The organism is Martelella mediterranea DSM 17316, from assembly GCF_002043005.1.
GTDB lineage: Bacteria > Pseudomonadota > Alphaproteobacteria > Rhizobiales > Rhizobiaceae > Martelella > Martelella mediterranea.
Genome location: NZ_CP020330.1, coordinates 838,666 through 864,651 on the forward strand (window position 1 = coordinate 838,666; position 25,986 = coordinate 864,651).

The 25,986-nt window shown below is 63.5% G+C and carries 24 protein-coding genes; 9 read left to right on the top strand and 15 right to left on the bottom strand.

Annotated features, from left to right (window positions below; genetic code table 11):
* Window positions 1–5: 5 nt before the first annotated feature.
* Window positions 6–470, bottom strand: coding sequence for a GyrI-like domain-containing protein (locus Mame_RS03815; protein ID WP_018065363.1), 465 nt, complete (start codon window positions 468–470; stop codon window positions 6–8).
* A gap of 205 nt (window positions 471–675) precedes the next feature.
* On the opposite strand from Mame_RS03815, the gene coaBC reads away from it, so the two are divergent.
* On the top strand, window positions 676–1,875 hold the full coding sequence (gene coaBC / locus Mame_RS03820; protein ID WP_018065362.1) for a bifunctional phosphopantothenoylcysteine decarboxylase/phosphopantothenate--cysteine ligase CoaBC: 1,200 nt from the start codon (window positions 676–678) through the stop codon (window positions 1,873–1,875).
* A 27-nt stretch (window positions 1,876–1,902) separates the two neighbouring features.
* Here coaBC and Mame_RS03825 read toward each other — a convergent pair whose 3' ends face one another.
* Window positions 1,903–3,189 carry an ActS/PrrB/RegB family redox-sensitive histidine kinase gene (locus tag Mame_RS03825; RefSeq protein ID WP_018065361.1) on the bottom strand — a complete coding sequence of 429 codons (1,287 nt, stop codon included), beginning with the start codon at window positions 3,187–3,189 and terminating at the stop codon, window positions 1,903–1,905.
* Between the two features lie 13 nt (window positions 3,190–3,202).
* Window positions 3,203–5,665: an ATP-dependent helicase HrpB gene (hrpB, locus tag Mame_RS03830; RefSeq protein WP_235726824.1), complete on the bottom strand. Its 2,463-nt coding sequence runs from the start codon at window positions 5,663–5,665 to the stop codon at window positions 3,203–3,205.
* Window positions 5,666–6,072: 407 nt separating this feature from the next.
* On the opposite strand from hrpB, the gene Mame_RS03835 reads away from it, so the two are divergent.
* The gene (locus Mame_RS03835; RefSeq protein WP_018065358.1) at window positions 6,073–6,267 is read left to right on the top strand and encodes a hypothetical protein; all 195 of its coding nucleotides are present in this window, start codon (window positions 6,073–6,075) and stop codon (window positions 6,265–6,267) included.
* A gap of 60 nt (window positions 6,268–6,327) precedes the next feature.
* Here Mame_RS03835 and Mame_RS03840 read toward each other — a convergent pair whose 3' ends face one another.
* From Mame_RS03840 to Mame_RS03850, 3 genes are all read right to left on the bottom strand, one after another.
* Window positions 6,328–7,542 (bottom strand): sensor domain-containing phosphodiesterase, encoded by a 1,215-nt coding sequence (locus Mame_RS03840; protein ID WP_033410337.1) that lies wholly within the window; start codon window positions 7,540–7,542, stop codon window positions 6,328–6,330.
* 123 nt (window positions 7,543–7,665) lie between these two features.
* Window positions 7,666–8,781 (bottom strand): Gfo/Idh/MocA family protein, encoded by a 1,116-nt coding sequence (locus Mame_RS03845; RefSeq protein ID WP_018065356.1) that lies wholly within the window; start codon window positions 8,779–8,781, stop codon window positions 7,666–7,668.
* Window positions 8,782–8,792: 11 nt separating this feature from the next.
* Complete coding sequence (locus Mame_RS03850; RefSeq protein WP_018065355.1) at window positions 8,793–9,500, bottom strand: GntR family transcriptional regulator; 708 nt, start codon at window positions 9,498–9,500, stop codon at window positions 8,793–8,795.
* Window positions 9,501–9,574: 74 nt separating this feature from the next.
* Between Mame_RS03850 and Mame_RS03855 the strand changes: the two genes are divergently transcribed.
* From Mame_RS03855 to smoA, 3 genes are read left to right on the top strand one after another with little or no spacing between them, the layout of a single operon-like run.
* Window positions 9,575–10,732, top strand: coding sequence for an LLM class flavin-dependent oxidoreductase (locus Mame_RS03855; protein WP_018065354.1), 1,158 nt, complete (start codon window positions 9,575–9,577; stop codon window positions 10,730–10,732).
* Window positions 10,732–11,622: an aldo/keto reductase gene (locus tag Mame_RS03860; protein ID WP_018065353.1), complete on the top strand. Its 891-nt coding sequence runs from the start codon at window positions 10,732–10,734 to the stop codon at window positions 11,620–11,622. Before Mame_RS03855 ends, Mame_RS03860 begins: the two co-directional genes overlap by 1 nt.
* A 52-nt stretch (window positions 11,623–11,674) precedes the next feature.
* A complete protein-coding gene (smoA, locus tag Mame_RS03865) occupies window positions 11,675–12,199 on the top strand; it encodes an NADH-dependent FMN reductase SmoA (protein WP_026173568.1) in 525 nt (174 codons plus the stop codon).
* Between the two features lie 20 nt (window positions 12,200–12,219).
* Here smoA and Mame_RS03870 read toward each other — a convergent pair whose 3' ends face one another.
* The 4 genes from Mame_RS03870 to Mame_RS03885 form a co-directional block, all read right to left on the bottom strand.
* Window positions 12,220–13,167, bottom strand: coding sequence for a hypothetical protein (locus Mame_RS03870; protein WP_018065351.1), 948 nt, complete (start codon window positions 13,165–13,167; stop codon window positions 12,220–12,222).
* Window positions 13,168–13,339: 172 nt separating this feature from the next.
* Window positions 13,340–13,969, bottom strand: a complete 630-nt coding sequence (locus Mame_RS03875) for a riboflavin synthase (protein WP_018065350.1) — start codon at window positions 13,967–13,969, stop codon at window positions 13,340–13,342.
* Between the two features lie 115 nt (window positions 13,970–14,084).
* Complete coding sequence (locus tag Mame_RS03880) at window positions 14,085–14,429, bottom strand: TfoX/Sxy family protein (protein WP_018065349.1); 345 nt, start codon at window positions 14,427–14,429, stop codon at window positions 14,085–14,087.
* Window positions 14,419–15,285, bottom strand: a complete 867-nt coding sequence (locus Mame_RS03885) for an SDR family NAD(P)-dependent oxidoreductase (RefSeq protein ID WP_018065348.1) — start codon at window positions 15,283–15,285, stop codon at window positions 14,419–14,421. Before Mame_RS03885 ends, Mame_RS03880 begins: the two co-directional genes overlap by 11 nt.
* A gap of 210 nt (window positions 15,286–15,495) precedes the next feature.
* Here Mame_RS03885 and Mame_RS03890 point away from each other — a divergent pair, with 210 nt between their 5' ends.
* Entirely contained in the window at window positions 15,496–16,716 is a 1,221-nt protein-coding gene (locus Mame_RS03890) for an argininosuccinate synthase (RefSeq protein WP_018065347.1), read from the top strand.
* Window positions 16,717–16,788: 72 nt separating this feature from the next.
* Here Mame_RS03890 and Mame_RS03895 read toward each other — a convergent pair whose 3' ends face one another.
* From Mame_RS03895 to Mame_RS03905, 3 genes are all read right to left on the bottom strand, one after another.
* Window positions 16,789–17,478: a hypothetical protein gene (locus tag Mame_RS03895; RefSeq protein ID WP_018065346.1), complete on the bottom strand. Its 690-nt coding sequence runs from the start codon at window positions 17,476–17,478 to the stop codon at window positions 16,789–16,791.
* A gap of 76 nt (window positions 17,479–17,554) precedes the next feature.
* Window positions 17,555–18,850: a multidrug effflux MFS transporter gene (locus Mame_RS03900; RefSeq protein ID WP_018065345.1), complete on the bottom strand. Its 1,296-nt coding sequence runs from the start codon at window positions 18,848–18,850 to the stop codon at window positions 17,555–17,557.
* 14 nt (window positions 18,851–18,864) lie between these two features.
* A complete protein-coding gene (locus tag Mame_RS03905) occupies window positions 18,865–19,302 on the bottom strand; it encodes a MarR family winged helix-turn-helix transcriptional regulator (RefSeq protein WP_018065344.1) in 438 nt (145 codons plus the stop codon).
* A gap of 138 nt (window positions 19,303–19,440) precedes the next feature.
* Between Mame_RS03905 and Mame_RS03910 the strand changes: the two genes are divergently transcribed.
* On the top strand, window positions 19,441–21,498 hold the full coding sequence (locus tag Mame_RS03910; RefSeq protein ID WP_018065343.1) for a M3 family metallopeptidase: 2,058 nt from the start codon (window positions 19,441–19,443) through the stop codon (window positions 21,496–21,498).
* 16 nt (window positions 21,499–21,514) lie between these two features.
* Here Mame_RS03910 and Mame_RS03915 read toward each other — a convergent pair whose 3' ends face one another.
* Together Mame_RS03915 and Mame_RS03920 are read right to left on the bottom strand one after the other, a co-directional pair.
* A complete protein-coding gene (locus Mame_RS03915; protein ID WP_018065342.1) occupies window positions 21,515–22,441 on the bottom strand; it encodes a carbohydrate kinase family protein in 927 nt (308 codons plus the stop codon).
* 29 nt (window positions 22,442–22,470) lie between these two features.
* Complete coding sequence (locus Mame_RS03920; RefSeq protein ID WP_018065341.1) at window positions 22,471–23,166, bottom strand: orotate phosphoribosyltransferase; 696 nt, start codon at window positions 23,164–23,166, stop codon at window positions 22,471–22,473.
* 390 nt (window positions 23,167–23,556) lie between these two features.
* On the opposite strand from Mame_RS03920, the gene phoR reads away from it, so the two are divergent.
* Both phoR and Mame_RS03930 read left to right on the top strand, forming a co-directional pair.
* Window positions 23,557–24,792, top strand: a complete 1,236-nt coding sequence (gene phoR, locus Mame_RS03925; RefSeq protein WP_018065340.1) for a phosphate regulon sensor histidine kinase PhoR — start codon at window positions 23,557–23,559, stop codon at window positions 24,790–24,792.
* A 126-nt stretch (window positions 24,793–24,918) separates the two neighbouring features.
* Window positions 24,919–25,962 carry a PstS family phosphate ABC transporter substrate-binding protein gene (locus Mame_RS03930; protein ID WP_018065339.1) on the top strand — a complete coding sequence of 348 codons (1,044 nt, stop codon included), beginning with the start codon at window positions 24,919–24,921 and terminating at the stop codon, window positions 25,960–25,962.
* Window positions 25,963–25,986: the final 24 nt, after the last annotated feature.

Here is a 25,986-nt window from a genome sequence, read left to right on the forward strand (position 1 = left end):
CGGCTTCAGCGCGCAAGGCCGAACTGAATCTCGATCCGGTGATAACCGGCCTTGGCGCCGTTCCATGCATGATAGATTTCCCGGCTCTCTCCAGAGAAGACATGGCGCGATACGCTGATTTCCTCAACCAACGGCGCATAGCCCTTGGTGAACAGGCCCCGCAGCGTACCCTGATAGGTGCGGGTCGCGACCATGATCGGCTCGAATGCCTTGAGCGCGAAGTCGTCCTGATGGCGGTATCCATCGGGTACCGTCACCGGGCAGCAGATCGTCCAGTCGAACAGTGTCTTGCCGTCATGGGGCAGGTTCTGCGCCATGAATATCCATGGACCGGCGATCGCGAGGCCACAGGCCGCCGCCTCGTTTTCAATCTTCGGCGACAGCTCCGCCGCCGCCGCCTTGACGTCAGGGATGGCAAGGCGGCGCGATGCCGTCAGTCCCTTGAATACTTCCGTCTCGATAATTTTCATCTGGACCACCCTCTTTCGACAGGCGTGATAAACCCGCATTCGTTTGGAACCAACGAAATCTGTAGAAGATTTTTTCTTTCTGTGCCTTCAATCAGCCACCAGGCAGACGAATTTTTCTCCGGCCGGGCTCCCGCCCTTCAAGGGAGGTTTTCCGGCGCAGCATCCATGCTAATGGTAGCGGCAGAATGGTAGGGAAAGCACGCTCATGTCGCTTCGAGATAAACGCATCCTTCTGATCATCACCGGCGGCATCGCGGCTTACAAAAGCCTCGACCTGATCCGGCGGCTGAAGGAGCGTGGCGCGGCGGTGACGCCGATAATGACCGCGGCGGCGCAGGAATTCATCACGCCGCTTGCCGTCGGCGCGCTGACGGGCGGGCATGTGTTCACCGATCTGTTTTCGCGCGAGGACGAGCAGGATGTCGGCCATATCCGGCTCGCTCGCGAGCATGACCTGATCCTGGTCGCGCCCGCCACCGCCAGCCTGATGGCGAAGATGGCGGCAGGGATCGCCGATGATCTCGCCGGCGCGGTGCTTCTGGCGCGCGATTGCCCGGTGATGATCGCGCCCGCGATGAATCCGAAAATGTGGACTGCCGCGCCGACTTCGCGCAACCTCGCGACCCTCGTCGGCGACGGCGTCATGACCATCGGCCCGATGGCGGGCGAAATGGCCGAGCGCGGCGAGGCCGGCACTGGCCGGATGGCCGAGCCGCTCGAAATCGTCGCTGCCGTCGAAGCCTTTTTTGATGAAGCGCCGAAGCCGCTTGCCGGCCGCCGCGCGATCGTCACCTCCGGTCCGACGGTCGAAGCGATCGATCCCGTGCGCTATATCGCCAACCGCTCCTCAGGCCGGCAGGGCCACGCGATTGCAGCAGCCCTTGCCCGGCTCGGCGCGGAGGTGACGCTGGTCGCAGGTCCGGTCAATATCGCCGATCCCGCAGGCGTCACCGCCGTGCATGTCGAAAGCGCGCGCGAGATGCTTGCCGCCGTGGAGGCCGCCCTGCCCGCCGATATCGCGGTCATGGTCGCGGCGGTATCGGACTGGCGGGCGGAAGATGCGGCCCCGCAGAAGATGAAGAAGAAGCCCGGCGAGGCGCCGCCGCCGCTGAAACTGGTCGAAAATCCCGACATCCTGAAGACGGTCGGCCATCATAGCGATCGCCCGGCGCTGGTCGTCGGCTTTGCCGCCGAAACCAACGATGTCGCCGCCTATGCCCGCGACAAGCTCGCCCGCAAGGGCGCCGATCTGATCGTCGCCAATGACGTGTCGGAAGAGGGCGTCATGGGCGGTCAGCGCAACCGGGTCACGCTGGTGACGAAGGATGGCGCGGAGGATTGGCCGGATATGGACAAGACCGACGTCGCCGAGCGGCTCGCCGCATGGATCGCAGGCCGGTTTTAGAACCCTTCCCCATACGCAAAGCTGTCCTCACTCCGTCTCCATCCGCCAGCGCGGCCAGGTGATGGTGATGCGGGCGCCGCCGTCGTTTTCGAAGGTCAGCGTCGCGCCGGCGCGCTCCAGCAGCGTCTTGGCGATGAACAGGCCGAGACCCAGCCCGCCTGCCCGGTTGGCGCCCTCGCGATCGGTTTGGCGGTCCGAGACGAAGGGATCGCCGATACGCGCGAGAATGTCCGGCGCGAAGCCGCCGCCATCGTCGCTGACGGTGATGGTTACGCGCGTGGCATCGTGCCGCGCCCTGATTTTTACCGCGCGGCCGGCATGCTCGACCGCGTTTTCGATGATGTTGCCAAGGCCGTAAAGCACTGCCGGGTTGCGCTGGCCGACCGGTTCCGGACCGTCGCCCTCGATGCTGATCTCCATTTCCGCGACAAACGGCCGGTGGGGGGCCGCGGCCTCCTCCAGCAGCGAGGACAGCGGCAGCCGGCGCATATGGCTCTCGTCCTCCTTGGAAAGCGAGGCGAGCCGGGAAAGGATGTCGCGGCAGCGCTGGCTCTGGCTGACAAGCAGCTGCACATCCTCGCCATGGTTCGGATCATCGCCGAGCGCGCGCGCCATCTCCTTGGCCACGACCGAGATCGTGGCGAGCGGCGTTCCGAGTTCATGGGCGGCGGCGGCGGCCAGACCGTCGAGCTGGGACAGGTGCTGCTCGCGCTGCAGCACCAGTTCGGTCGCCGCCAGCGCATCCGAGATCTGCTCGGCCTCCAGCGAGATCCGGTGGGCGTAGAAGGCGGCGAAGCTCAGCATCGAGACGATCCCGATCCAGATGCCGAATTTCAGCACCGGCTCGATCTGGAGCGAAAGCCCCTCATACCAGGGCAGCGGAAACGGCTCGATCGCCAGCACGGAAACGCCCGCGACCGCCAGCACCAGAAGCGCCATGGCATGGCGCAGCGGCAGCGCGGTGAAGGAAATGATCACCGGCACCGAAATCAGCGGGACGAACGGATTGGCAAGCCCGCCGGTCAGATAAAGCAGGGCGGTAAGCTGGGCGAGGTCGAAGCCGAGCAGGGCGAAGGCGAAGCGCGGCTCCACCCGCTGCGTCGCCGGAAACCTGAGCGTCAGGATCAGATTGCCGAGCGCGAGCGCGGCGATCAGCGCGAAGACGGGGATGATCGGCATCGAGAAGTCGATCCCGAAGGCCACGAAAGTCGCGGTCGTGGTCTGGCCCGCAACCGCCAGCCAGCGCAGCCGCACCAGCGTCTGCAGGCGCAGGCTGCGGCGGCGTTCCTTCTCCAGCAATTCCGGCGCCCTCATGGCCTGTCTCCTGTCACGTTCCGCGCGGCTTTGCCCTGCGCGTTGCTTCGGCCTCGGCCGGGTTTTCCGGCCAGAGATGTTTCGGATAGCGCCCACGCATGTCTGCGCGCACATCCTTCCAAGACCCGGCCCAGAAACCGGGAAGGTCGCGCGTCGTCTGGATCGGTCTGCCGGCGGGCGAGGTCAGTTCCAAAAGCAGCGGCACGCCGCCGGCAATCGTCGGATGAACCTTCAGCCCGTAAAGCATCTGCACCCGGATCGAAAGCACCGGCTCGTCGCCATCATAGCGGATCGGCAGCCGGTCGCCGGTGGGCGCGGTGAAATGGGTGGGCGCCAGCCGGTCGAGATCGGCGGCAAGCGGATAGGGCAGCAACGATTTGAGACCGTCCGTCAGGCTTTTGGACGTAACCGCCGCAAGCGATGTCTGGCCGGTCTGGAACGGCGTGAACCAGGCATCGAGGCTGTCGAGCAACCCGTCATCGCTGACGTCTGGCCAGGGCGGGCCAAGCTTGCGGTGCAGAAAGCCGATGCGCTCTCTCAGATGCGCCGCCTCCTTCGGAAAAGCGATCAGCGCCAGCCCGTGCTCGCGCAACCCCTCGGCAAGGGCCCCGGCCGCCTGCTCGCCCGCGGGCCTCTTCACCGCGCGTTCGGAAAGCACCAGCGCCCCGAGCCGGCGGACGTGGCGCGCGCGCACCGACAGGCTGTCACGGTCGAACACGCATTCCTCCAGCGTCTCGATCCCCGGCTGCGCCTCGATGACCGCGCGCGCGAGCGGGCAGGCGGCCAGAATGCGTCCGCGCGCGGCCGATCCGGTCAGATCGGCGATCACCAGAAAATCCTGGCCGGCAAGCGGATCGTCCTCGGCAAGCTCCGCCCCGCGCCCGTTCGCCATCAGATAGCGCCCGCGACCCCCACGCGCCATCGCGATGCGGTCGGGAAAGGCATGGATCAGCGCTTCGCCGGGGTCGAACGGGCCGTCCGCACGCCCGTCGCCCGCCGCCTTCGCAATCCGGTCCGCAAGGCCGCGCGCGGCCTCGGCGCGTGGTGATCGGTCGGCGGCAAACCGTCGCAGCCGCTCCGACAGATCGATGCCGGTGCCGCCAAGCCCCTGCTCGCTCATCAGCATGGCAAGCCGCGCGGCGTCTCGGGCATGGCCCTCGCGGCCGGCCTTGATCACCATGGCGGCAAGGCGCGGCGGCAGCGATAGCGCGCGGATGCGTTCGCCGGTTTCGGTCAGCCGGTCATCCTCTCCCAGCGCTCCGAGCGACTTAAGCAACTTCCTCGCCTCGGCAAGGGCCGGCGCGGGCGGCTGGTCGGGAAAGGCAAGCTGCGCGGGGTCGGTGACGCCCCAATGGGCGAGGTCGAGCACGAGGCCGGAGAGATCGGATTTCATGATTTCCGGGGGGCTGAAGGGGGCAAGCGCGGCCGTCTGGCCCTCATGCCAGAGCCGCAACGCAATCCCCGGCGCGGTGCGCCCCGCGCGGCCGGCGCGCTGGTCGGCGGCCGCGCGCGAGACCTTCACGGTTTCCAGCCTTGTGATGCCGGTTGCCGGCTCATAGGCGGGCTGGCGCTGCAATCCGCTGTCGATGATGATGGTGACGCCGTCAATGGTGATCGAGGTTTCGGCGATCGAGGTGGCGAGCACCACCTTGCGGCGACCGGCCGGCGCGGGCTTTATCGCGGCATCCTGTTCGGCGCGGGTGAGATTGCCGTAAAGCGGCGCGATGTCGGTGTCGTCGCCCACCCTTCCCTCCAGCCGCTCGGCGGTGCGGCGGATTTCGGCCTGGCCCGGCAGGAAGGCGAGGATCGAGCCCTCTTCCGTCGCCAACATGGCGCGCACAGCGTCGGCGACGCTGTCCTCGATGCGCGCTTGCGGCGGCCGGGCCTGATAGCGGATTTCGACCGGATAGGCCCTGCCCTTGCTTTCGATCACCGGCGCATCGCCGAGAAGGGCGGCGATCCGGGCGACATCCAGCGTCGCGGACATCACCAGCACTTGCAGATCCTCGCGCAGACCGGCGCGGATATCGAGGGCCAGCGCCAGCCCGAAATCGGCATCGAGCGAGCGTTCGTGGAATTCGTCGAAGATCACCGTCGAAATGCCGGAAAGCTCGGGGTCTTCTAGCGCCATGCGGGCGAACACGCCCTCTGTCACCACCTCGATGCGGGTTTTGGCCGAGACTTTGGTGTCGAGCCGCATGCGATAGCCGACGGTGCCGCCGGGCTCCTCGCCGAGAAGGGATGCCATGCGAAAGGCGCTGGCGCGGGCGGCAAGCCTTCGCGGCTCCAGCAGAATGATCCTGCCCGGCGGGCCGCGCTCCAGCAGGTGCAGCGGCACCAGCGTGGTCTTGCCGGCGCCGGGCGGCGCGGACAGAACCGCGCGGCCGTGGCTCTTCAACGCCGCCGTCAGCGGTTCCAGCACGGCGGTGACGGGCAGCGCCTTGGTTTCATCCTTCATGTTCGCGCGGTCCTGCATTGCATCCGCATCCTGATAGAGCAAAAGCGGCTTTCGGGCAAAGCGCGGTTTGGTCGCGTTCTATTGATCCACTCGGTGTGGACCGACCAGCCTCATTTTTCAGTGAGCCGGCGAATTTCAGGTGGGTTGCGTGCGCTTCCGGCGGTCAGCTGTACGCCGCTTCCTCAAAGGCCTGCCGAATTGCGCGCAGGCCGGCGGCCACGCATTCTCCGAGTATAACAACGTTGTTATCTATCGGTGTTTCGATCATGAGTTGCATAATCTACTAAAATATAAATTCCTTCAATAGTTAAAAAATAGACAATCATTAGCGTTGTCTATATAAGAAGTATTATGTATATTATTTAAAACTAATAATTATTGTGCTCTGGGCGCGCCCCAACGAAAATAATAAATGAGGTGAGGGAATGCATGATATTAGTGCGGATAGTCAGGAGCGCATTGGCCGCTTGCTGATTTCGGAATCAAAAAAGATACGGATGGTGCGATCCATAGAAGCCACTTTGGATCTTGCCATGAAGCTGGGCTACAGCGCGGCGGCGGTCCGCCTCTATGGTGCGCTTGAGCTGATCCATAATGAAGACGACCTCGGTGAAGGTTGAAAACGCCAGACATGGCGCGCCGCTACGGGAAACCTTTGCGGCGCGTTTTTTCGATAAACCCTAACGTCTTTCCGCCAACCATTCCTGCGCACTGCCGATCTCCATCGGCTTGGCGAAAAGGTAACCCTGACCCAGATCGACCTTCAGGCGGAGCAGGGTCGCGTATTCCTCCTCGGTTTCCACGCCTTCGGCGATGGTAAGCGCGCCGGTCTGGCGGGCGAAATCGACCATACCCAGCACAAGCGCCTGTTTGGCGAGGTTGGAATTGATGTCGCGCACCAGTTCGATATCGAGCTTGAGGATATCGGGGCGCATGCGCAAAAGCGCGATCAGGCCGGAAAACCCGGCCCCGACATCGTCGGCGGCGGTGCGTATGCCACGCCGGCGCAATGTTTGGAGCGCGGTTGCGAGCTCGTCGAAGTCCTCCGCCACGTCGTGCTCGGTGATTTCCACCACAAGGCGCTCCGCCGGTATATGGCCGATCGCTTCAAGCAGAGCGTCGCTGGTAATGGTCTGCGGTGAGGCATTGAAGCCGATCGCCATCTCTTCCGGGAGCTGGCCGGGCAATGTCAGCGCTTTCTCAATGGCTGCGATTTCGAGTTCGATCTGCCGGCCCACCTGCCGGGCCTCCTCGAACCAGATATTGGGCGGACGGCCATCGGCAAACCGTGACAGCGCCTCGAACTTGATCGGACGCAGGGTTTCGAGATCCACAACCGGCTGCAGCGCGATCCTGAAGCCGTCCGCGACAAGCGCGCTGTCCAGGCGGGCATTGATGTCGGCGATCTCGGCGCGGCGGCGCAGGCCGTCATTGATCTGGTTGCCGGCAAGCCCGGCAAAGGTCTCCATGACCGCAAGATCGCGCTCGCCAAGGCTTGGATGCGGCGTGCTGCGCAGGCAGCAGAGCATGCCGTAGACCTGGCCATTGTCGCGGTAGACCGGCAGGCTCAGATGCGCGCCGATCGGCACGTTGCGCGTTATCGGCATGGCCACGGCGAGTGGATGCTGGCTGGTATCGGTCATCAGGTTCGGCAACACGCCGTCGAGAATGTGCTGGCAATAGACCTCGGAAAGCGGGATCACCGATCCCGGGCTGATAACCGCCTCGAAACCCGGCGCACTGACCGCGCGGAAAACCGACTGGCCATCGACGATCTCGGAAAGATAGGCGACCTCCATGTCGAAATGCTTGCGTACCGTCTCAAGGATAATATCGACGGCGTCCCTGGGCTGGTCTATCGGGTCCAGGGTAAGGTTCAGGGGTAGGCGACCCATCGTTTTGCGTCCGCTGTTTCGTGCTCATCAACATGCTACAGCGGTTCTTGTGTTGCCGTCCAGTTTGAAGGTGCGTCTTGCGCGGCAAGGCGTCCGCTTTGGCCTTGAATTTCTTGCCTTTTGTCAAGTCTGGACCCTGAAATGGTCGCCTTCGAGCTTCACCGCATGGCCGCTCATGGCCGATTGCTGCGCGGCATGGCCCATGGCGACGGCCCACCAGCCATCCTCAAGGCTCACCTCCACCGGGCGCGCGCCGGATATCGCGGCGACGAAGCTTTGATGCTGGTAGAAGGTCGAGCCATTGTGGTCGCCGGCCATTAAGAGCGTCGGATCGACCGGGATCACGGCCTCGCGCGGCCCCTTGGGGTTGCGCGGAGAATAGACCATGCGGGGATCGGGCGGCGCGCCGAGTTCGACCGGCCAGAAGCGGGTCGGGCCGGGCACGTGGCATTCGATCTTGCCGGCCGGTCCGATCGCGGAAATCTCCTCCTGAAAGCGCGAGCCCTCCGCGAACATGCAGAGCTCAAGCGCCGCGCGGGTTCCCGAGGCGAAATCGACGATGACATAGGCGTGGTCCCAGACATCCGGCCGCTCATGGCCGTCGATGATCTCGTCGCGGTGGTTGAAAGCCTGGCCGCCGCTTGCCATGATCCGCACGGGGTCGCTTTTCATCACCAGCCGCATCAGATCGAAGAAATGGCAGCATTTTTCCACCAGCGTCCCGCCGGAATAGCGGTTGAAGCGGTTCCAGTTGCCGACCTTGGTCAGAAACGGAAAGCGGTGTTCGCGGATCGTCAGCATTCGCACGCCGCCGGTTGCGCTTTCGGCCTCCTGAAGAAGCCGCGCGATCGGCGGCATGTAGCGGTATTCCATCGCCACCCAGACAGGGGCGGGGTAGTTCGCCTTGAAGGCGCTTACCCGCGCGGTATCGCCAGGATCTGTGAAGAGCGGCTTTTCCACCATCAGCGGCAGCGGCCGCGTGCGGGCGATCTCCTCCATCTGCGATAGATGGAGGTGGTTGGGGCTGGCGATCAGCAGGCAGGTGATCGCCTCCACCGCGAGCAGATCGGCGAGGCTGTCGCAGAGCTTCGCTTCAGGTGCAAGCGCTGCCGCCTTTTCGCGCATATCCGGATCGGGTTCGAAGATCGCGCCGATTTCCGCATCAGGCAGAAGCGCGATATTGCGCAGATGCTCCTGTCCCATCATACCGCAGCCGATAATGCCGTAGATTGCCTTCACCTCAGCCTCTCCTATTTGAGCCGCGCGACGTAACGCACCACCGCCGGGTCAAACCATGTGTATGAAAATTCTGCACTTTCGCCGTCCCGGTCGAAGGAGATGCGCTGCACCTCGGGCACGGGTGCGCCGGACGCAAGCCCGAAATCATCCGGCGTCCAGTCCGGCACGCGGCCAAGCCCGATCCGGTCCTCGGCCCGCGTGATCCAGAGCCCCAGCCGGGTGCGGTAATGGAGATAGAGGCTTTCCGAAAGATCGGTCATGGTGAGCGTCTCGGCATAGGCCGCATCGAGCCAGATTTCCTCCAGTGCCGCGAACCGCTTGCCGACGAAGCGGCGGCGGCGGATCCGGTGGGCCTTTGCGGACGTCCCGAAATCCGGCAGGACGTCCGGCTTCGCCATAAGATCCACCGAAATCGTCCTCGCCGTCGGTAGGCTGCCGCCTTCGATCAGTTCCAGCCGGAACATGGTGTAGACGCTCGCCGGATCGGCGATCGCGCGCACGTAATTGCCCGAGCCGTGCCGGCGTTCCAGCAGCCCGCGCGTCTCCAGTTCGGTGAGCGCCTTGCGCAGCGTCCCGACCGCGACGTTCAGTTCGGCGGCCAGCTTGCGTTCGGGCGCGAGCTTCTCGCCGTCGACCAGCCGTCCGGCCGCCAGATCGCGCACGATCAGTTCGACGATCTGAAGATAGACCGGCAGGCTGCCGTCATTGCGGGTTTCCATCGTCACCTCAAAATTGATACACTATTGATTTACTCAAAATTTGATGATACGCAAGCAAAAAATGGGAGAAACGCATGACCGTCGTGCCCGTCACATCCGCCGAACTGAACGCTGCCGAAGTCTCGTGGTTTTCCGCGCTGTGTTCGGATGACTACGCCTATCTCGGCGTGCCGGACGGCAGTCTGCGTTCGTCCTTCGAACATTGTTCGGCAATCGTGCAGAAGGCGGAGAGCCATGGCTTCCGCAACATCCTGTGCCCGTCCTCCTATCAGGTGGGGCAGGACACGCTGAGTTTCGTGGCCGGTTGCGCGCCCATTACGGAAAAACTCAATTTCCTGGCGGCGATCCGCTGCGGCGAGATGCAGCCGATCATGTTGGCGCGCACGGTCGCCACACTCGACCACATGCTGAAGGGCCGGCTGACGCTGAACGTGATCTCCTCCAATTTTCCGGGCGAGGAGGCCGACAGCGCCTATCGCTATCGCCGCAGCCATGAGGTGGTGGAGATACTGCGCCAGGCCTGGACCCGCGACGAAATCAATTACGACGGCGAAATCTACAAGTTCAAGAATGTGACGACTGAGCCCGCGCGGCCCTATCAGCAAAATGGCGGGCCGCTGCTTTATTTCGGCGGTTATTCGCCGGACGCGCTGGAGCTTTGCGGCGCGCAGTGCGATGTCTATCTGATGTGGCCGGAGACGAAGGACCAGCTCGCCGAGCGGATGAAGGCTGTCCACGCCCGCGCCGCCGCCCATGGCCGCACGCTCGATTACGGCCTGCGCGTCCATGTGATCGTGCGCGATACCGAGAAGGAAGCGCGCGAATACGCCGATCATCTGGTCTCGAAGCTTGACGATGAATATGGAAGGCTGATCCGCGACCGCGCCCATGATGCCGCCTCGCTCGGCGTTTCGCATCAGGCGCGCGCCCGCGAACTGGCCGACCAGTTCGGCTATATCGAGCCCAATCTGTGGACGGGGATCGGCCGTGCCCGCTCGGGCTGCGGCGCGGCGCTGGTCGGCTCCACCGATCAGGTGCTGTCGAAGCTTGCCGAGTATCGCGACATGGGCATTCGCGCCTTCATCCTCTCCGGCTATCCGCATCTCGATGAGGCCGATCATTTCGGAACAAAGGTCCTGCCGGCGCTTGAGACCTGTTCGCTGCCGCATGTATATGGCCGCGTACCAGAAACCACACCGGCAACGCCGCTCGGCGTTGGAGAGAGGCATTGATGCAACGGGTCGATATCGCGAAGGATTTGAGTTTCAGCCGCCTGGTCTACGGCCTGTGGCGGATCGCCGAGGGCGACGCATCGCCGAAGACCGTTCAGGCCAAGATCGAAGCCTGCCTCGCGCAGGGCATCACCACCATGGACAATGCCGATATCTATGGCGGCTACACGGCTGAAGCCGTGCTCGGCGGCGCGCTGAAGGCGTCACCCGGCCTGCGCGACCGGATCGAGATCGTCACCAAATGCGGCATCGTCGTGCCGATGGGCCGGCATTCGGCCAAGCGGGTGAAGCATTACGACACGTCGGCGCAGCATATCCGCGCCTCGGTCGAGGCCTCGCTTCGGGACATGGGGACGGATCATGTCGACCTGCTCCTGATCCACAGGCCCGATCCGATGATCGATCCGGAGGAGACCGGCCGGGTGCTGGACGATCTGGTGGCCGAGGGCAAGATTGTTGCGGCGGGCGTCTCCAATTTCCGCCCGCATGATTTCACCCTGCTGCAATCCAATATGGAAACTTGGCTCGCCACCAACCAGATCGAGCTCGGCCTGCTTGCGACCGACCCCTTCACCAATGGCGATCTGGCCTTCCTGCAGGAGCGCAAGCTGCCGGTGATGGCATGGTCTCCGCTTGGCGGCGGCCGGCTGTTTTCAGAAGCCGGCAAGCCGCTGCTTTCCGCGCTGGAGGTGATCGGCCAGCGCTTCGGCGTCGATGGTTCTGCCGTCGCCATCGCATGGCTGCTGGCGCATCCGGCCAATATCCTGCCGGTGCTCGGCACCAACAATCTCGACCGGATTGCCGCGATTGCCGATGCGGAAAAGGTCGAGCTCGACCGGCAGGACTGGTTTGCCCTGTTCGAGACCGCGCGCGGATACGAGGTTCCTTAGCGCATTTCGCAGTCACGCCGGACGTTCGCGAAAATGCGACAAGACATGGAGAATGACGTTGCACCGGATGGCGATCGCAAAAGACAATGTTTTCGTGCCCGACCCGGCCGATAGCCGCCGCTATCGCCACGCGCTCGGCGCGTTCTCCACCGGGGTCACCGTGGTCACGCTGCAGGGCGATGCCGGGCCGCAGGGCATGACGGTCAACAGCTTCGCCTCGGTCTCGCTCGATCCGCCGTTGGTGCTGTGGTCGCCGGCCAAGTCTTCGCGCCGTCACGACCTGTTCGCCGGCGCGCGCCATTTCGCCATCCATGTGCTCGCGGCCGACCAGCACGATCTCTCCGCCCGCTTCACGCGTGGCGGAGTGGCGTTTGAAGGGCTCGACCATCACTTTAACGAAGAAGGCGTGCCGGTGCTCGCGGGAACGCTGGCGCGGTTCGAATGTGCCCGCGCCGAATGTCATGATGCCGGCGACCACACCATCGTCATCGGCCGGGTGCTGCGCGCCGCCCACGGCGAAGGCGAACCGCTGATCTTCTCGCGCGGCACCTTCGGCCGGTTTGCCCATCACGGCTGAGACGCCGCCCGCCCGCCGGTTCAGTCTTCGAAAAGCCAGGGCGCGTCGGGCGTCCAGAAAATGATATCGACGCCAAGATAGTTCTCGGCGAAATCGACGAACTCCGCCCTGGTATAGGGCTTGCCGGTCTCATCGTTCCTGTATTTCAGCGTGGGCTCCTGAATGGCCATCGCGACCACCGGCAGGCGGTCGTGATAATCGTGGAAGAACGGATAGGCGTTCTTCATCTGCCCCTTTCGATATGGCGCGATGTCGGGACCGCCAAGGCCGATGCCTTCCGCTGCCGCCGTGTCGAACAGCCGCTCCATATAGCCGTGGTCGTTGTTCCATTCGCACGGCCAGAAATTCACATACTGCACCACATTGCTCTCGGCGAAAACGGATCGGGCGTGGCGGAGATTGTCGAGTTCGGCATCGAAATAGGCATCGCAGGAAAAACCGGTCGTGTCGGCCTCCATATCGATATCGATCGCGGTTTCCGGGAGGTTGATGCCGGCAATGCGGCCGTCGAACTCCTCGGCGAGGGCCGTCAGCAAGGCCTGGAAGCGCGTCCGCAGCGCGTCGTTCCACTGGATCGCGGCCCAGCCCTGCTGAAAGGCCAGTTCCTCGCCATTGCCGTCCATCTGGGCCACGAGGCCGCCCTCATAGATCGGATCGGTCAGGATATAGTCGGGCAGGCGACGGGCTTCGTTGGAAAAGAATCGGTCCTGGATCTGGATGAAGAATTGCTTGCCCAGCGTTTTGGTGCGGGCGAGATCGGCCTCGATCTCGGAGAAGTCATACACGCCTTCGCCGGGCTCGAGTTGCCGCCAGCTGTAGATCTGCTGGAGCCCCTCGATATCGGGCCGCTGCAACAGGCGCGTCAGCGTCACCTCATCGGCATCGCCCGAATAGATGAAATTCGCGGGCTCGGCCGCGGCGGAGGAGGCTGCCAGGTATGCCGCCGCCAGTAGAAACCTGAATGTCATCGCTTGTCCTCGAATGCCGGATCTGCCCGACTGCTTTGATCACGAGGAGTATAGCGCCGAATGTGAAGTCCGGACGAAGGGGTGGGGCCGAGAGGAAAAAATGGTTACCGGCCTGTTAACCCCGTTCGGCAAGCGCCCGAAAGCGTTTGAAATTGCCACGCGGGCAACCCGGTCAGCGCCCGGCCACCAGTCCCGGCAGGACGCGCGTCACCGTGCGTTCGATGACGTCGACCAGCACCATGGTCTGGTGGTCGACTTCGATGTTCAGAAGGTCGCCGGGTTGGTAGCGGGTAAACGTGGTCTGGCGCAGCGTTTCCGGGATCAGGTTGATGGTGAACAGACTGTCCTCGACCTCCGCCACCGTCAGGCTGCAGCCGTTGACGGCCAGATAGCCGCGCGCAAATATATATTTCGCCCATTCCTCCGGCACGCGGAAACGGATGAAGGCCCTTTCCTCCGCGGTGCTGATTGCTTCCACGGTGGCCGTGGTCGCCACATGGCCGGCGATCACGTGGCCGCCGTTCTCGTCTGTCATCTTGGCCGAGCGTTCCAGATTGACGCCGTCTCCCGTGGCAAGCGCGCCGAGATTGGTGCGCTCCAGCGTCGCGTTCATGGCGTCGAAGGTGACATTGTGGCCGGAAATCCCGGTGACCGACAGGCACACGCCCTCGATATTCACGCTGGCGCCGAGCTTTAGCCCTTCCAGCAATTCATCGGTGAAGGCGACCGTGAAGGTCTTGCCGCCGGGATAGCGGGTGATGTCGGAAAGCGGCCGGACGGCCTGGACGATGCCGGTATACATGGAAGAACGCTCCTGCTGACGCATCGCGGGTCGGGCGACGCTTTCGGCAATATGAGAGGATGAAGCCGTCGGGACAAGGGGCGCGGCGGCGACAATGCGTCTACATCCCGGTCCTTTACGCCTTTGGCGGCAGGGAGAACGCGTTTTCGACGGCGACCGAAATCCATTCCTCGAAATGGGCATCACTGACGTCGTCGGCATCAACGTAATAGAAGCCGGACATTTTTCGGCCGCCATGAACCATCGGCTCCGACCTGCCGAGCTTTTTGGCGGCATCGGCATTCTCCTTGCCGATGCGGAACAGGTAGCTGCCCTCGCCGGATTTCCGCCGGCTGACGGCGACCACCATATGGCCGTTCACCAGAAAGCAGAGCCCGCCGAACATCTTCTTCTCGCCGAGCCCCTCAAGGCCTTCGAGACGGTCGCGCACCCTGGCGCTCAGTTCCTCGTCAATGGCCATGTCCGTCGCCGTTCAGATAGGCCTTGAAGGCATCGCCGTAATCGGGGTGCCAGCGCGACAGCGGCGGACGGTTCTCGACGATGTCGCCGATCGCCCACATCATCCGCTTCTCGTCGGTGGCGCGGTCGACCTCGCCATCGGGGCACAGAATGTAGAAATCGCCCGCCTCCAGGCTTTTCAGCATGAAGTCCACGGTCTGTTCGGGCGTCCACGCGCCCTCGGGCTTTTCATCGCGGCCATTGGCCGTCAGCGGCGTGAACACGAAACCCGGGATCAGCAGATGCGCCTCGAGCCTGCAGCCTTCGATATTGCGCAATTCATGCTGCAGCGCCTCGGTGAACGCCTTCACCCCGGCCTTGGCGACATTATAGGCCGGATTGCCGGGCGGCGTGGTGATGCCCTGCTTGGAGCCGGTGTTGATGATCATCGCCGGCTCGCCATGGGCGCGCATTTCGGGCGCGAAGATGCGGGTGCCGTTGATGACGCCCGTAAGATTGACGCCGATGATCCGGTCCCACGGCATCTGCTTGCCGAAAACGGCGGTGCCGGGCTGGATGCCGGCATTGTTCATCAGCACATGGATGTTGCCGAAGGCGCGGTTCGCGGCGCACTCGAGCTCCTCCAGTTCCGAGAGATCGGAGACATCGGTGGCATGCGCCAGCGCCTTCACGCCCTTCTTTTCGGCAAGTTCGGCCAGTTCGTCTCCGGCCCGCTTCAGCTTCTCGCCCTTCAGGTCGGCGATCATGACATTCATGCCGAGTTCGATGAAGGCTTTGGCGGCGGCAAGGCCGATGCCGGATGCGCCGCCGGTGATGACGGCGGAGTTGCCCGCTTTCAGTGCAGGATGCTGGCTCATGATTTCCTCCCGTTTTCCGCTTTTTGCCGGGTCGCCGGGGCGATTTGGCGCGCGGTTTGGCTTTGCTCATGACTTTTTGGCAGATGAAACTTCGTGTCAATGCGCAATTTGGCCAGACTGCGCGGCGCTTCGCCACGGTTTTCCTTGCGTGGCCGCGCAAAGCCGCTAAAACGGCTCACACATTCAAACACCATATGGACCTGAACTCACATGGCAACGCACAAAGACGTCAAGAAGGTCGTGCTCGCCTATTCCGGCGGACTCGACACCTCGATCATCCTGAAATGGCTGCAGACCGAACTCGGCGCTGAAGTCGTCACCTTCACCGCCGATCTCGGCCAGGGCGAGGAGCTGGAACCGGCGCGCCTGAAGGCCGAGCAGGCGGGCGTGAAGGAAATCTTCATCGAGGATGTGCGCGAGGAATTCGTCCGTGATTTCGTGTTCCCGATGTTCCGCGCCAATGCCGTCTATGAGGGCGTTTACCTGCTCGGCACCTCGATCGCCCGGCCGCTGATCTCCAAGCACCTGATCGAGATCGCCGAAAAGACCGGCGCCGACGCGATCGCCCATGGCGCCACCGGCAAGGGCAATGACCAGGTCCGTTTCGAAATGTCGGCCTATGCGCTGAACCCGGATATCAAGATCATCGCGCCGTGGCGCGACTGGACGTTCAAGAGCCGGACCGACCTTCTGGCATTCGCGGAAAGCCACCAGATCCAGATCGCCAAGAACAAGCGCGGCGAAGCGCCGTTCTCGGTCGACGCCAACCTGCTGCATTCCTCCTCCGAGGGCCGCGTGCTGGAAGACCCGGCCGTCGAAGCGCCGGAATATGTCCATATGCGCACGGTGTCCCCGGAGGCTGCCCCCGACAAGGCGACGATCATCAAGGTCGGCTTCGAGAAGGGCGACGCCGTCTCGATTAATGGCGAGCGTCTGAGCCCGGCGACGGTCCTCGCGAAGCTCAACGATTATGGCCGCGACAACGGCATCGGCCGGCTTGATCTCGTCGAAAACCGCTTCGTCGGCATGAAGTCGCGCGGCGTCTATGAGACTCCCGGCGGAACGATCCTTCTGGCCGCTCATCGTGCGATCGAGAGCATCACGCTCGACCGGGGTGCCGCGCACCTCAAGGACGAGCTGATGCCGAAATATGCCGAGCTGATCTATTACGGCTTCTGGTTCTCGCCGGAACGAGCGATGCTGCAGGCCGCGATCGACAAGAGCCAGGAGCATGTCGAGGGCGAGGTGACGCTGAAGCTCTACAAGGGCAATGTCATGGTCATCGGCCGCGAGAGCCCGAAATCGCTCTACTCCGAAGCCCTCGTCACCTTCGAGGACGACCACGGCGCCTACGACCAGAAGGACGCCGCCGGCTTCATCAAGCTCAATGCGCTGCGCCTGAGGACGCTCGCCAAGCGCGACCGGAGCTGAGCAGTCTTGCAAGACGAGGTGGCAGTCCCGCCGCCTCGTCGACCTCCCCTTGGGGATATTACCCAGACGGCGTCAGACGAGTTTCTCGAGCGTCACATAGGCTTGGCAGAGCGCGACCGCGATATAGACATTGACGAACCAGTTGATGACGGCGGTGATTGGAATGATGACGAGCCAGTAGAGCCATATCGCATCGGAGAGTCCGAGCGGGCCGTCAATCTGGACGAGCGCGAAACCGATGGCGAGCACCGCCAGCGATAAAAGCGTGAACCGCCATGCAAGGGAGCCGAAACTCGCCTGACCGCGCTTTCGCGCTGCCCGGAATGTCGGGTTTTGGCCATAGACATATGCCGGGAGCCATGTGCCGAAATAGGCAATACCCCAGACCACGAAAAGCTCGAAAAGCACGGTACTCCCGTAGATCAGGGCGATGCTGACGTTCACATTCGTCAGGTCGATCAGGGTCACGATGAAAAGCAGCATGGTCGGAATGGCCGCCGACATGGCCACGATGACAAGGTCGCGCCAGACGAAACCGAACAGTTCCGCAGGCGCGATCCCCGCGCCAGGGCTGAAGGGGTTCAAGGAGGCCTGTCGCAGGAGCCGCCTGTAGATGAGAAAGAGAACCGCGCTGCTTGCGACGACCTCCAGCAGGCTCGCGATGGCGGCGGGCGCGAGCGAGGGAAGAACCGCCGTCGCGACGATCACGATCGCAAAGAACCTGACATTGGCCCGCATGAAATCGAGCGCATTGCGCAACATGATCTGTGCCCCCGGAATGACGATCTCAACCTTAGCGGGCTTGCGCGGGGAATACCAGTAAAAGGCGATATGTCCGTTATTTTATCGCTGCGGAACGCTGGGGGTCCTTGTTCCAGTCATCGCCGGCTGCAGGCGGTTCGGCCGGCTCCCGGATTTCCGGAGTTGCCGGCTCCCGCGTTTCGATCAGGCGGAGCCAGAGATAGCAGGCGACGGCGATCGCGCCCATTGCCGGCACCATGATCTGCATGGCCAGTACCGGGGAACCGAGAAGGGCGGCGATCATGCCGGTGACGAGGCCGGAGCCCATCTGCATGAAGCCCATCATCGCCGAGGCCGAGCCGGCGATATCTGGAAATGGCAGCAGCGCGGCGTTGGTGATATAGGGTATCAGGAAGGCGATGCCGAAGGCGAAGCAGCCGACCGGCAGCATCACCGAAAGATAGGAGATCGGCAGAACCTCCGTGGAAATGGCAAGCGCGACCGCGCCGATGCCGACGAAGGAAAGGCCGAAGGCCACCTGCGCCTTCGACGTGAACCAGCGAAGCAGGATGCGGAAGACCACCGAGCCGGAAAAATAGCAGCCGGTCTGCATCAGCATGCCGATGCCGAATTGTGATGGCGTCAGGCCCGCAAGATTGATCATCACGAAGGGCAGGATCGATGCCAGCGCGTAGAGCGACCCGGTCGAGGTTGCGATGATCAGGGAGGAGGCCATGAAATGCTGGCTGCGCAACAGCCGGCCATAGGCCTTCAGCAGCGGCAACGGCCTGGCCTTGGCGCGATCCGGCTTGCCGGTCTCCTCCATCAGCAGCAGCACCAGCGCGCCGAGCGTGAGGCCGAAACCGATCATGGCGACAAAGATCGCCTTCCAGCCAATGAGATAAAGGATGATGCCGCCGAATGTCGGCGCGATCGCCGGGCCGACAGCGAGCATGATGCCGAGCATGTTGAGTATCCGCGAGGCCGGCTCGCCGGTGAACTGGTCGCGCACGATCGCGCGGCCGACGGTCAGCCCCACCGAAGCGCCGATGCCTTGCACCAGCCGGCCCGCCAGCAGCATCGACACGCTGCCCGCGAAGGCGGCGAGGATGCTGCCGAGCAGATAAAGCGCCAGAAACCACACAACCGTGCGCCGCCGCCCGAACGCATCCGACAGCGGTCCGGTGGCGAGCATCGCGAAGGCGAAGCCGCCGAAATAGAACGACAGCGACAGCTTGATCGCCGCATCCGTGGTGGCGAAGGCCTCCGTCAGCGCCGGCATGGCGGGCGTATAGAGCGACAGCGAAATCGGCCCGAGCATGGAGAGCGCCGCGCCCAGCACGCTTGTGCGTCCTTCGCTCATCAACGGTCGGGTTGCGGAATTCTGGCTCATCGTCGCGTCATCTCTCACAGTCGCGCGAAATTGTTGCGCATGGTTCTGAGCGCCCGTGAAAGCGCCTGCCTGTCGCCTTCGGGAAGGTCTGTCTGCAGGCGCGCCAGCAGATCGTCGGAATGCGCGCGGATGGCGGATACCACGGCGTCGGCTTTCTCGGTCGTGGTCACGCATTTGGCGCGTCCATCTCTCGGGTCGGCGGTGCGCTTTATCAGCCCTGCCTTTTCCAGCCCGTCGACATAGCGCGACAGCGTCATCGGCTCGATGCCGAGCGCCACCGCGATCTCGCTCTGCCGGCCACCGTTGATGGCAGCGATGCGGGCAAGCGCGCGCGCCTCGCCAGGCGTCACGCCGAGCCCGCTTTTCGCGATCTCGCGTTCGAAGGCCGCGCGAAACAGCCGTGCGACGTCGTTCAGCAGGAAACCGATCCTGTCGGTCGGTGCTTGCGTCATTGGGGTTTTCTCGTGGTCGGCAATTTAATAAGCATTGCTTACTATTTTTTAAGCGGTCGATCAAGGCCCTTGCCTTGAAGCCGCGTCTGCCGCACACACATGATAGGCCGCCAGCCAGCATGAAAGGACCGATGCGACATGACCGATACGATCAACAGCGCTCTCATCCGCTGGGAGGGTTTTGCGGGCCTGCCCGAATTCGACCGCATCGCGGACGGCGATTTCACTGCTGCCTTCGACTGGGCGATGGCCGACCATAATCGCGAGATCGACGCGATCGCGGCCAATCCGGATGCCCCCGATTTCGCCAACACGGTCGATGCGCTGGAGGTTTCCGGCGATGCGCTGTCGCGGGTCAGTGCGGTGTTCTTCACGCGCGCAGGCGCCGACACCAATCCCGAGATCCAGAAGATCGAGCGCGAGATCGTGCCGAAGCTCTCCAGCCACTATTCCGCGATCGGCGCCAACAAGGCGCTGTTCCAGCGCATCGACACGCTCTGGCAGGCGCGCGAGGGGCTGGGGCTCACCGGTGAGCAATGGCGTGTGCTGGAGCGCCACTGGAAGGGCTTCGTCCGCTCCGGCGCGCAGCTTGAGGGCGCGGAGCAGGAACGGCTTGCCGCCGTCAACCGCCGGCTTGCCGAACTCGGCGCGGCCTTCGGCCAGAACGTGCTGGCCGACGAAAGCGACTGGGCGATGTTTCTGACGCAGGAAGACGAGCTTGCCGGCCTTCCCGATTTTCTGATCGACGCGATGGCGGGCGCGGCCAGCGAGCGCGGCCGCGAGGGCGCGTATGCCGTCACCTTGTCGCGCTCGATCGTAGAGCCGTTCCTTACGCTCTCGGCCCGTCGCGACCTGCGTGAAAAGGCATTCAAGGCCTGGACCGCACGCGGCCTGTCCGGCGGGGAGCACGACAACCGCGACATCATGAAGGAAACGCTGGCGCTGCGCGCGGAAAAGGCTGCACTTCTCGGCTATGAGAATTTCGCCGCGCTGAAGCTCGACAACACCATGGCCAAGACCGCGAACGCCGTCGATGCGCTGCTGATGGATGTCTGGGAAAAGGCCGTGAAGGCGGCGGCGGCCGATGAGGCGGAACTGCGAGAGCTTGCCGCCGAGGAAGGTTACAACGGCGAGATCGAGGCCTGGGACTGGCGCTATTACGCCGAGAAGCTCAAGGCCCGGAAATTTGATTTCTCCGAAAGCGAGGTGAAGCCCTATCTTCAGCTCGAAAAGATCATCGAGGCCTGTTTTGCCGTGGCCGAGCGCCTGTTCGGCATTCGCGCCGTGGCGAAGCCGGATGTGAAGGCCTATCATCCGGATGTGCGGGTCTATGAAATCCGCAATGCCGATGACGAGCTGATCGCGCTTTTCCTCGGCGATTATTTCAACCGCACCTCGAAGCGCTCCGGCGCGTGGATGAACGCACTGCAGAGCCAGCACCGGCTGACCCTGCCGAATGGCGAGCAGGGCGAAATCCCGATCGTCATCAATGTCTGCAACTTCGCCAAGCCCGCCGCCGGAAAGCCGGCGCTGCTGTCGCTCGACGACGCCCGCACGCTGTTCCACGAATTCGGCCATGCGCTCCACGGCATGCTGTCGGATGTCACCTACCCGTCCGTCTCGGGCACCGGCGTCGACCGCGATTTCGTCGAACTGCCCTCACAGCTCTACGAACACTGGCTGACCACGCCGGAGGTGCTGAAGACCTATGCGCTGCACGCCGAAACCGGAGAGGCGATGCCGGAGGCGCTGATGGACAAGGTGCTTTCCGCCGCGACCTTCGGTCAGGCCTTCGCGACCGTCGAATACACCGCCTGCGCGATTGTCGACATGCGCCTTCACACCGCCGAACACCCGCCGGCCGATCCGGTGGCGTTCCAGGATGGGGTGCTCAATGCGATCGGCATGCCCAAGGCGATCGCGATGCGCCACGCGATCCCGCATTTCCTGCACATCTTCGCAGGCGATGGCTATTCGGCAGGATATTATTCCTACATGTGGTCCGAAGTGCTCGACGCCGACGCCTTTGAAGCCTTCGAGGAGGCGGGCAACGTCTTCGATCCGGCAACCGCCGGCAAGCTCAAGTCTGAAATCCTCACCAAGGGCGGATCGGTCGCGCCGGAAGCGGCCTATCAGGCGTTTCGCGGCCGCATGCCCGGCCCCGAGGCTATGCTGAAGGGACGCGGGCTGGTGTAAGTTACCAGACGGCGGATCAAAGCCCGATTTCGTGGGCGAAGGGCGGATTGGCGCCGGCGCGCGAGACGGTGACGGCGGCGGCCTTTGCGCCAAGCGCCAGCGCGTCGCGGATGGCGTTGGCGGAAAGCGTCCTCACCTTGTCCTTGGTCAGCAGGCCGGCGAGGTCGAGCGAGGCGAGGATGCCGGCATCGAAGGTGTCGCCGGCGCCGACGGTGTCGACCACCTCGACCTTTTCGCTCGCCACCTCGACCTTTTCCGTGGCTGTATAGCCGATCGTGCTGTCGCTGCCGCGGGTGACGACGACGAGGCTGGCGCCGGCCGCAATCCAGTGGCGGGCCTTGTCGTCGAGCGAGCCTTCGAGCCCGAACCAGTCGAGATCCTCGTCGGAGAATTTCAGAATATCGGCCTTCGCCGCCATCCGCTCGATTCGGGCGCGGTGCTTGTCGGCGTCGGTGATGAAGCTCGGGCGGATGTTGGGGTCGAGCGAGATCACGCGCTTTTCCGCCTCGCGCATCAACAGCGCCTCATAGGTCGAGCCGCAGGGCTCCGGGATCAGGCTGATCGCGCCGAAATGCATGGCGCGGCAGTCATCGCCGATTTCCGGCAGGTCGGCCTCGGTGATCATCCGGCCGGCGGTGTTCTCGTCATAGAAGGCGTAGCTCGCCGCACCGTTCACCAGCTTGACGAAGGCCAGCGTGGTGGGGCGGTCGGAGGTCGCGACATAGGAATGGTCGACATTGGAGGCGTCGAGCTTTTCGCGGATGATATCGCCCATCAGGTCCGATGACAGGCCGGAGAAGAAGCCGGTTGGCCGGCCGAGCCTTGCGAGCGCCACCGCCGTGTTGCAGACCGCGCCGCCGGCATAGGGCGAAAACGCCGGCTCGCCCTTTGTGGTCTCACGGGGCAGCATGTCGATAAGGGCTTCGCCGCAGCACAGAATCATTATGTTCTCCCAGTTGTTTTCAGCGCGTCTCAGGCGGACAGTCGGTCGACGCCGCCGCGCGCCTTCGACCAGGCCATCGGCTGGTCGAGAAAATCGGCGACGGAATCGAGCGCCTTGTCATCGAACAGTTTCTTCTCCCGCGCCACCGCCAGCACGTTCTGCCATGTCGCGATATAATGAAGGTCAACGCCGCCATCGGCGAAACGTTTCCCGGCCTCGGCGAAAATATCGTAGTAGAACAGCGCCATGCCGTGATTGACGATGCCGCCGGCATTGCGGATCGCGTCGATGAAGTTGAACATCGAGCCGCCGGCCGTGGTCAGGTCCTCGATCACCAACACCCGCGCGCCTTCCGGCATATGGCCCTCGATCTGCGCGTTCTTGCCATAGCCCTTCGGCTTCTTGCGGCAGTAGATCATCGGCAGGTCGAGGCGTTCGGCCAGAAAGGCGGCGAAGGGAATGCCCGCGGTCTCGCCGCCGGCCACGCAGTCGAACTGCTCGAAGCCGGCCTCGGCCATGATCTTCGCGGCCGCGAAATCCATCAGGGTGGAGCGGATGCGCGGAAACGAGATCAGCCGGCGGCAGTCGATATAGACCGGGCTCACCAGGCCGGAGGAGAGCTTGTAGGGCTCGTCGGGCGAAAAATGCACCGCCTCGATTTCCCACAGCATCCGGGCCATCAGGTCGGCCATCACTTGCGGCTCGGCAAAACTCGCGCTGGTCATCTCGGTTCCTTTCGTCTGGCCGCCCTGTCTGTGGCCTGTCTGTGGCTTGTCCGTGCCCTGTCCGGAGGGAAAAATCAATCGCCTGCCGCGGAAAGAGAGGGGGGCGGCGGGCCGAAGATAGCGAAATGGCGGGCCGCTGCAATGATGTTGGCCGGTTTTCAGGAATTTCCAACAGTGAAGAGCGAGGGCGTGGGGTGGGGCTCGACGACCTATAATCTCCTCTCCGGGCGGAGAGGTCGCTATTGCAAGGGCCCTGCAAAGCGGAGGCCTGCGACTGTTCTCGGTCCTGCCCCGCCATCCCCCGATTATTTTCCCGTCATCAATATTCCTGTTACAAAATGCGTATAGTAGGCGCAGTTCAGGAGATTTCGGGAGCATCGGGTGAACCGTGTGGAAGGCATTCTGAGCGGCATTGCCTCGCGCATGGCCGCGGCGTGGTTCGTGTTGCTTGCAACGACGGCGGTGGCGCTGCTTGCGCTCTATGACGGTGCGCTCCCGGCCCTTGCCGTCATTTCCGCCTGGCTCATCGTCTGCGCTGCCGCCATTGCCGCCATCCGGCCCAGGCTGGCCGCGGAGGAGGAGAGCGTTCCCGACAGTCTGGAGACCGTGCTCGCCTTCGATTTCGGCGACCTTCCCGGCCTGCTCGATGAAATCGACCTTGCGATCTATCTTCTGGCCCCCGACGGCACGGTTCTGTTCCAGAACCGCTCGGCGAGCGACACGTTCGGAAAATTCCCGCTCGGCTCCCACATCTCGGCGCGCATGCGCGCCCCCGGCGTGCTCGACATCATCCGCGATACGTTGGCGAACGGCCGCGTCAACCAGATCGAATATTCCGAGCGACTGCCCTCCGAGCGCGTCTATCTGGTGCGCAGCGCGCCGGTTTCCGATGCCGAGAAGCCGGTGTTCATGCTGGTGCTGCGCGATGTCTCCGAGGCGCGCCGGATCGATCGCATGCGCTCCGATTTCGTCGCCAATGCCAGCCACGAACTCAGAACCCCGCTCGCCTCGCTGCGCGGCTATATCGAAACGCTGCAGGGCCCGGCCAAGCACGATGTGAAGGCGCAGGAACGGTTCCTGCCGATCATGCTCGACCAGGCGACCCGGATGAGCCGTCTGGTCGACGACCTGATGAGCCTGTCGCGGCTGGAGGCCAAGGCCCATCTGCCGCCGGACCAGACGGTCACGCTCAACGCCCTGCTCGGCCATGTCCGCGACAGCCTGCTGCCGCTGGCTGAGGATCTGGAGGTGTCGATCCACCTGTTCATGCCCGAGGAGCCGGTGACGGTGAACGGCGACAAGGACGAACTGGTGGAAGTGTTCGAGAACCTGATCGAGAACGCCTGCAAATACGGCTCAGAAGGCGGCAAGGTCGAGGTCTATCTCAAGCCGCTTTCGCCTTCCGGCGCCGAGGTTTCCGTGGTCGATCACGGCCCTGGCATCCCCTCCGAACACGTGCCGCGACTGACCGAACGCTTCTATCGCGTCTCGGTCGCCGACAGCCGTTCGAAGAAGGGCACCGGCCTTGGCCTCGCCATCGTCAAGCACATCCTCACCCGCCATCGCGCCCGGCTCTCGGTAAAATCCGAAGTCGGCCAGGGCACGACCTTCACCGTCCGGTTCTGACGGCGTCCGAAAAGTGAAACCCTTAATTTTTTCATAGGGATAGACTGTCATAAAACTGAAGTAAAAATGACATAAAACCGGGTCAACCCGAGAGGGCACCGCAAAGCCGCAAGAGGCGAGCCAGCCATGAAGCCATTCATCCTGCCGATCGTGACGCTTGCCGCCGCGCTTGCCTTTGCCGCGCCGGCGCTGGCGCGCAGCCAGATCCAGATCGCCGGCTCCTCCACCGTGCTGCCCTATGCCAAGATCGTGGCGGAAACCTTTGGCGAGATCTATCCCGACTACAAGACGCCGATCGTGGAATCGGGCGGCTCGTCGGCCGGGCTCAAGGAATTCTGCAAGGGCGTCGGCCCGCGCACCATCGATATCGCCAATGCCTCGCGGCCAATGCGCGAGGGCGAGCGCGAAAACTGCGCCAAGAACGGTGTTACCGGCATTTCCGAGATCGTGTTCGGTTATGACGGCATCGTGTTCGCCACCGACGCCGCGATGGAACCGATGGCGCTGACGCCGCTCGATCTCTATAAGGCGCTCGCCGCCGAACTGGTGATCGACGGCAAGCTCGTGCAAAACCCCTATACCCGCTGGGCGCAAGTCAATCCGGCGCTGCCCGATGTCGAGATCACCGCCTATATTCCCGGCGAAAAGCACGGCACCCGCGAGGTGTTCGAGGAAAAGGTGCTAGCGGTCGGCTGCGAAGAGTCGGGCGCTGTCGAATTTCTCACGAAAGAATTCGGCGAGAAGCAGGGCGAGAGCAAATGCATTGCGGTGCGCAAGGATGGCCGCGCGCCGGGCATTGACGGCGACTATACCGAAACGCTGGCGCGGGTCGCCGCCAACCGTTCGGCGCTCGGCGTCTTCGGCCTGTCCTTTTACGACAACAATACTGACAAGCTGAATGTGGCGACGATCGACGGCGTCACGCCGACGCTCGAAACCGTCGGCTCCGGCGAATACCCGGTCTCGCGACCGCTCTATTTCTACGTCAAGAATGCCCATGTCGGAGCGATCGCGGGCCTCAAGGAATATGTCGATTTCTTCCTCTCCGACGACATGGCCGGGCCCTATGGCCCGCTTGCCGAATATGGCCTCGTGCCGGCTTCGGAAGCGGAACGCGCGGCAACCAAGGCCGCTTTCGATGCGGGCGTGACGCTGCAGCAGACACAGTAGCGACCGCTATGAATGACAATCGCC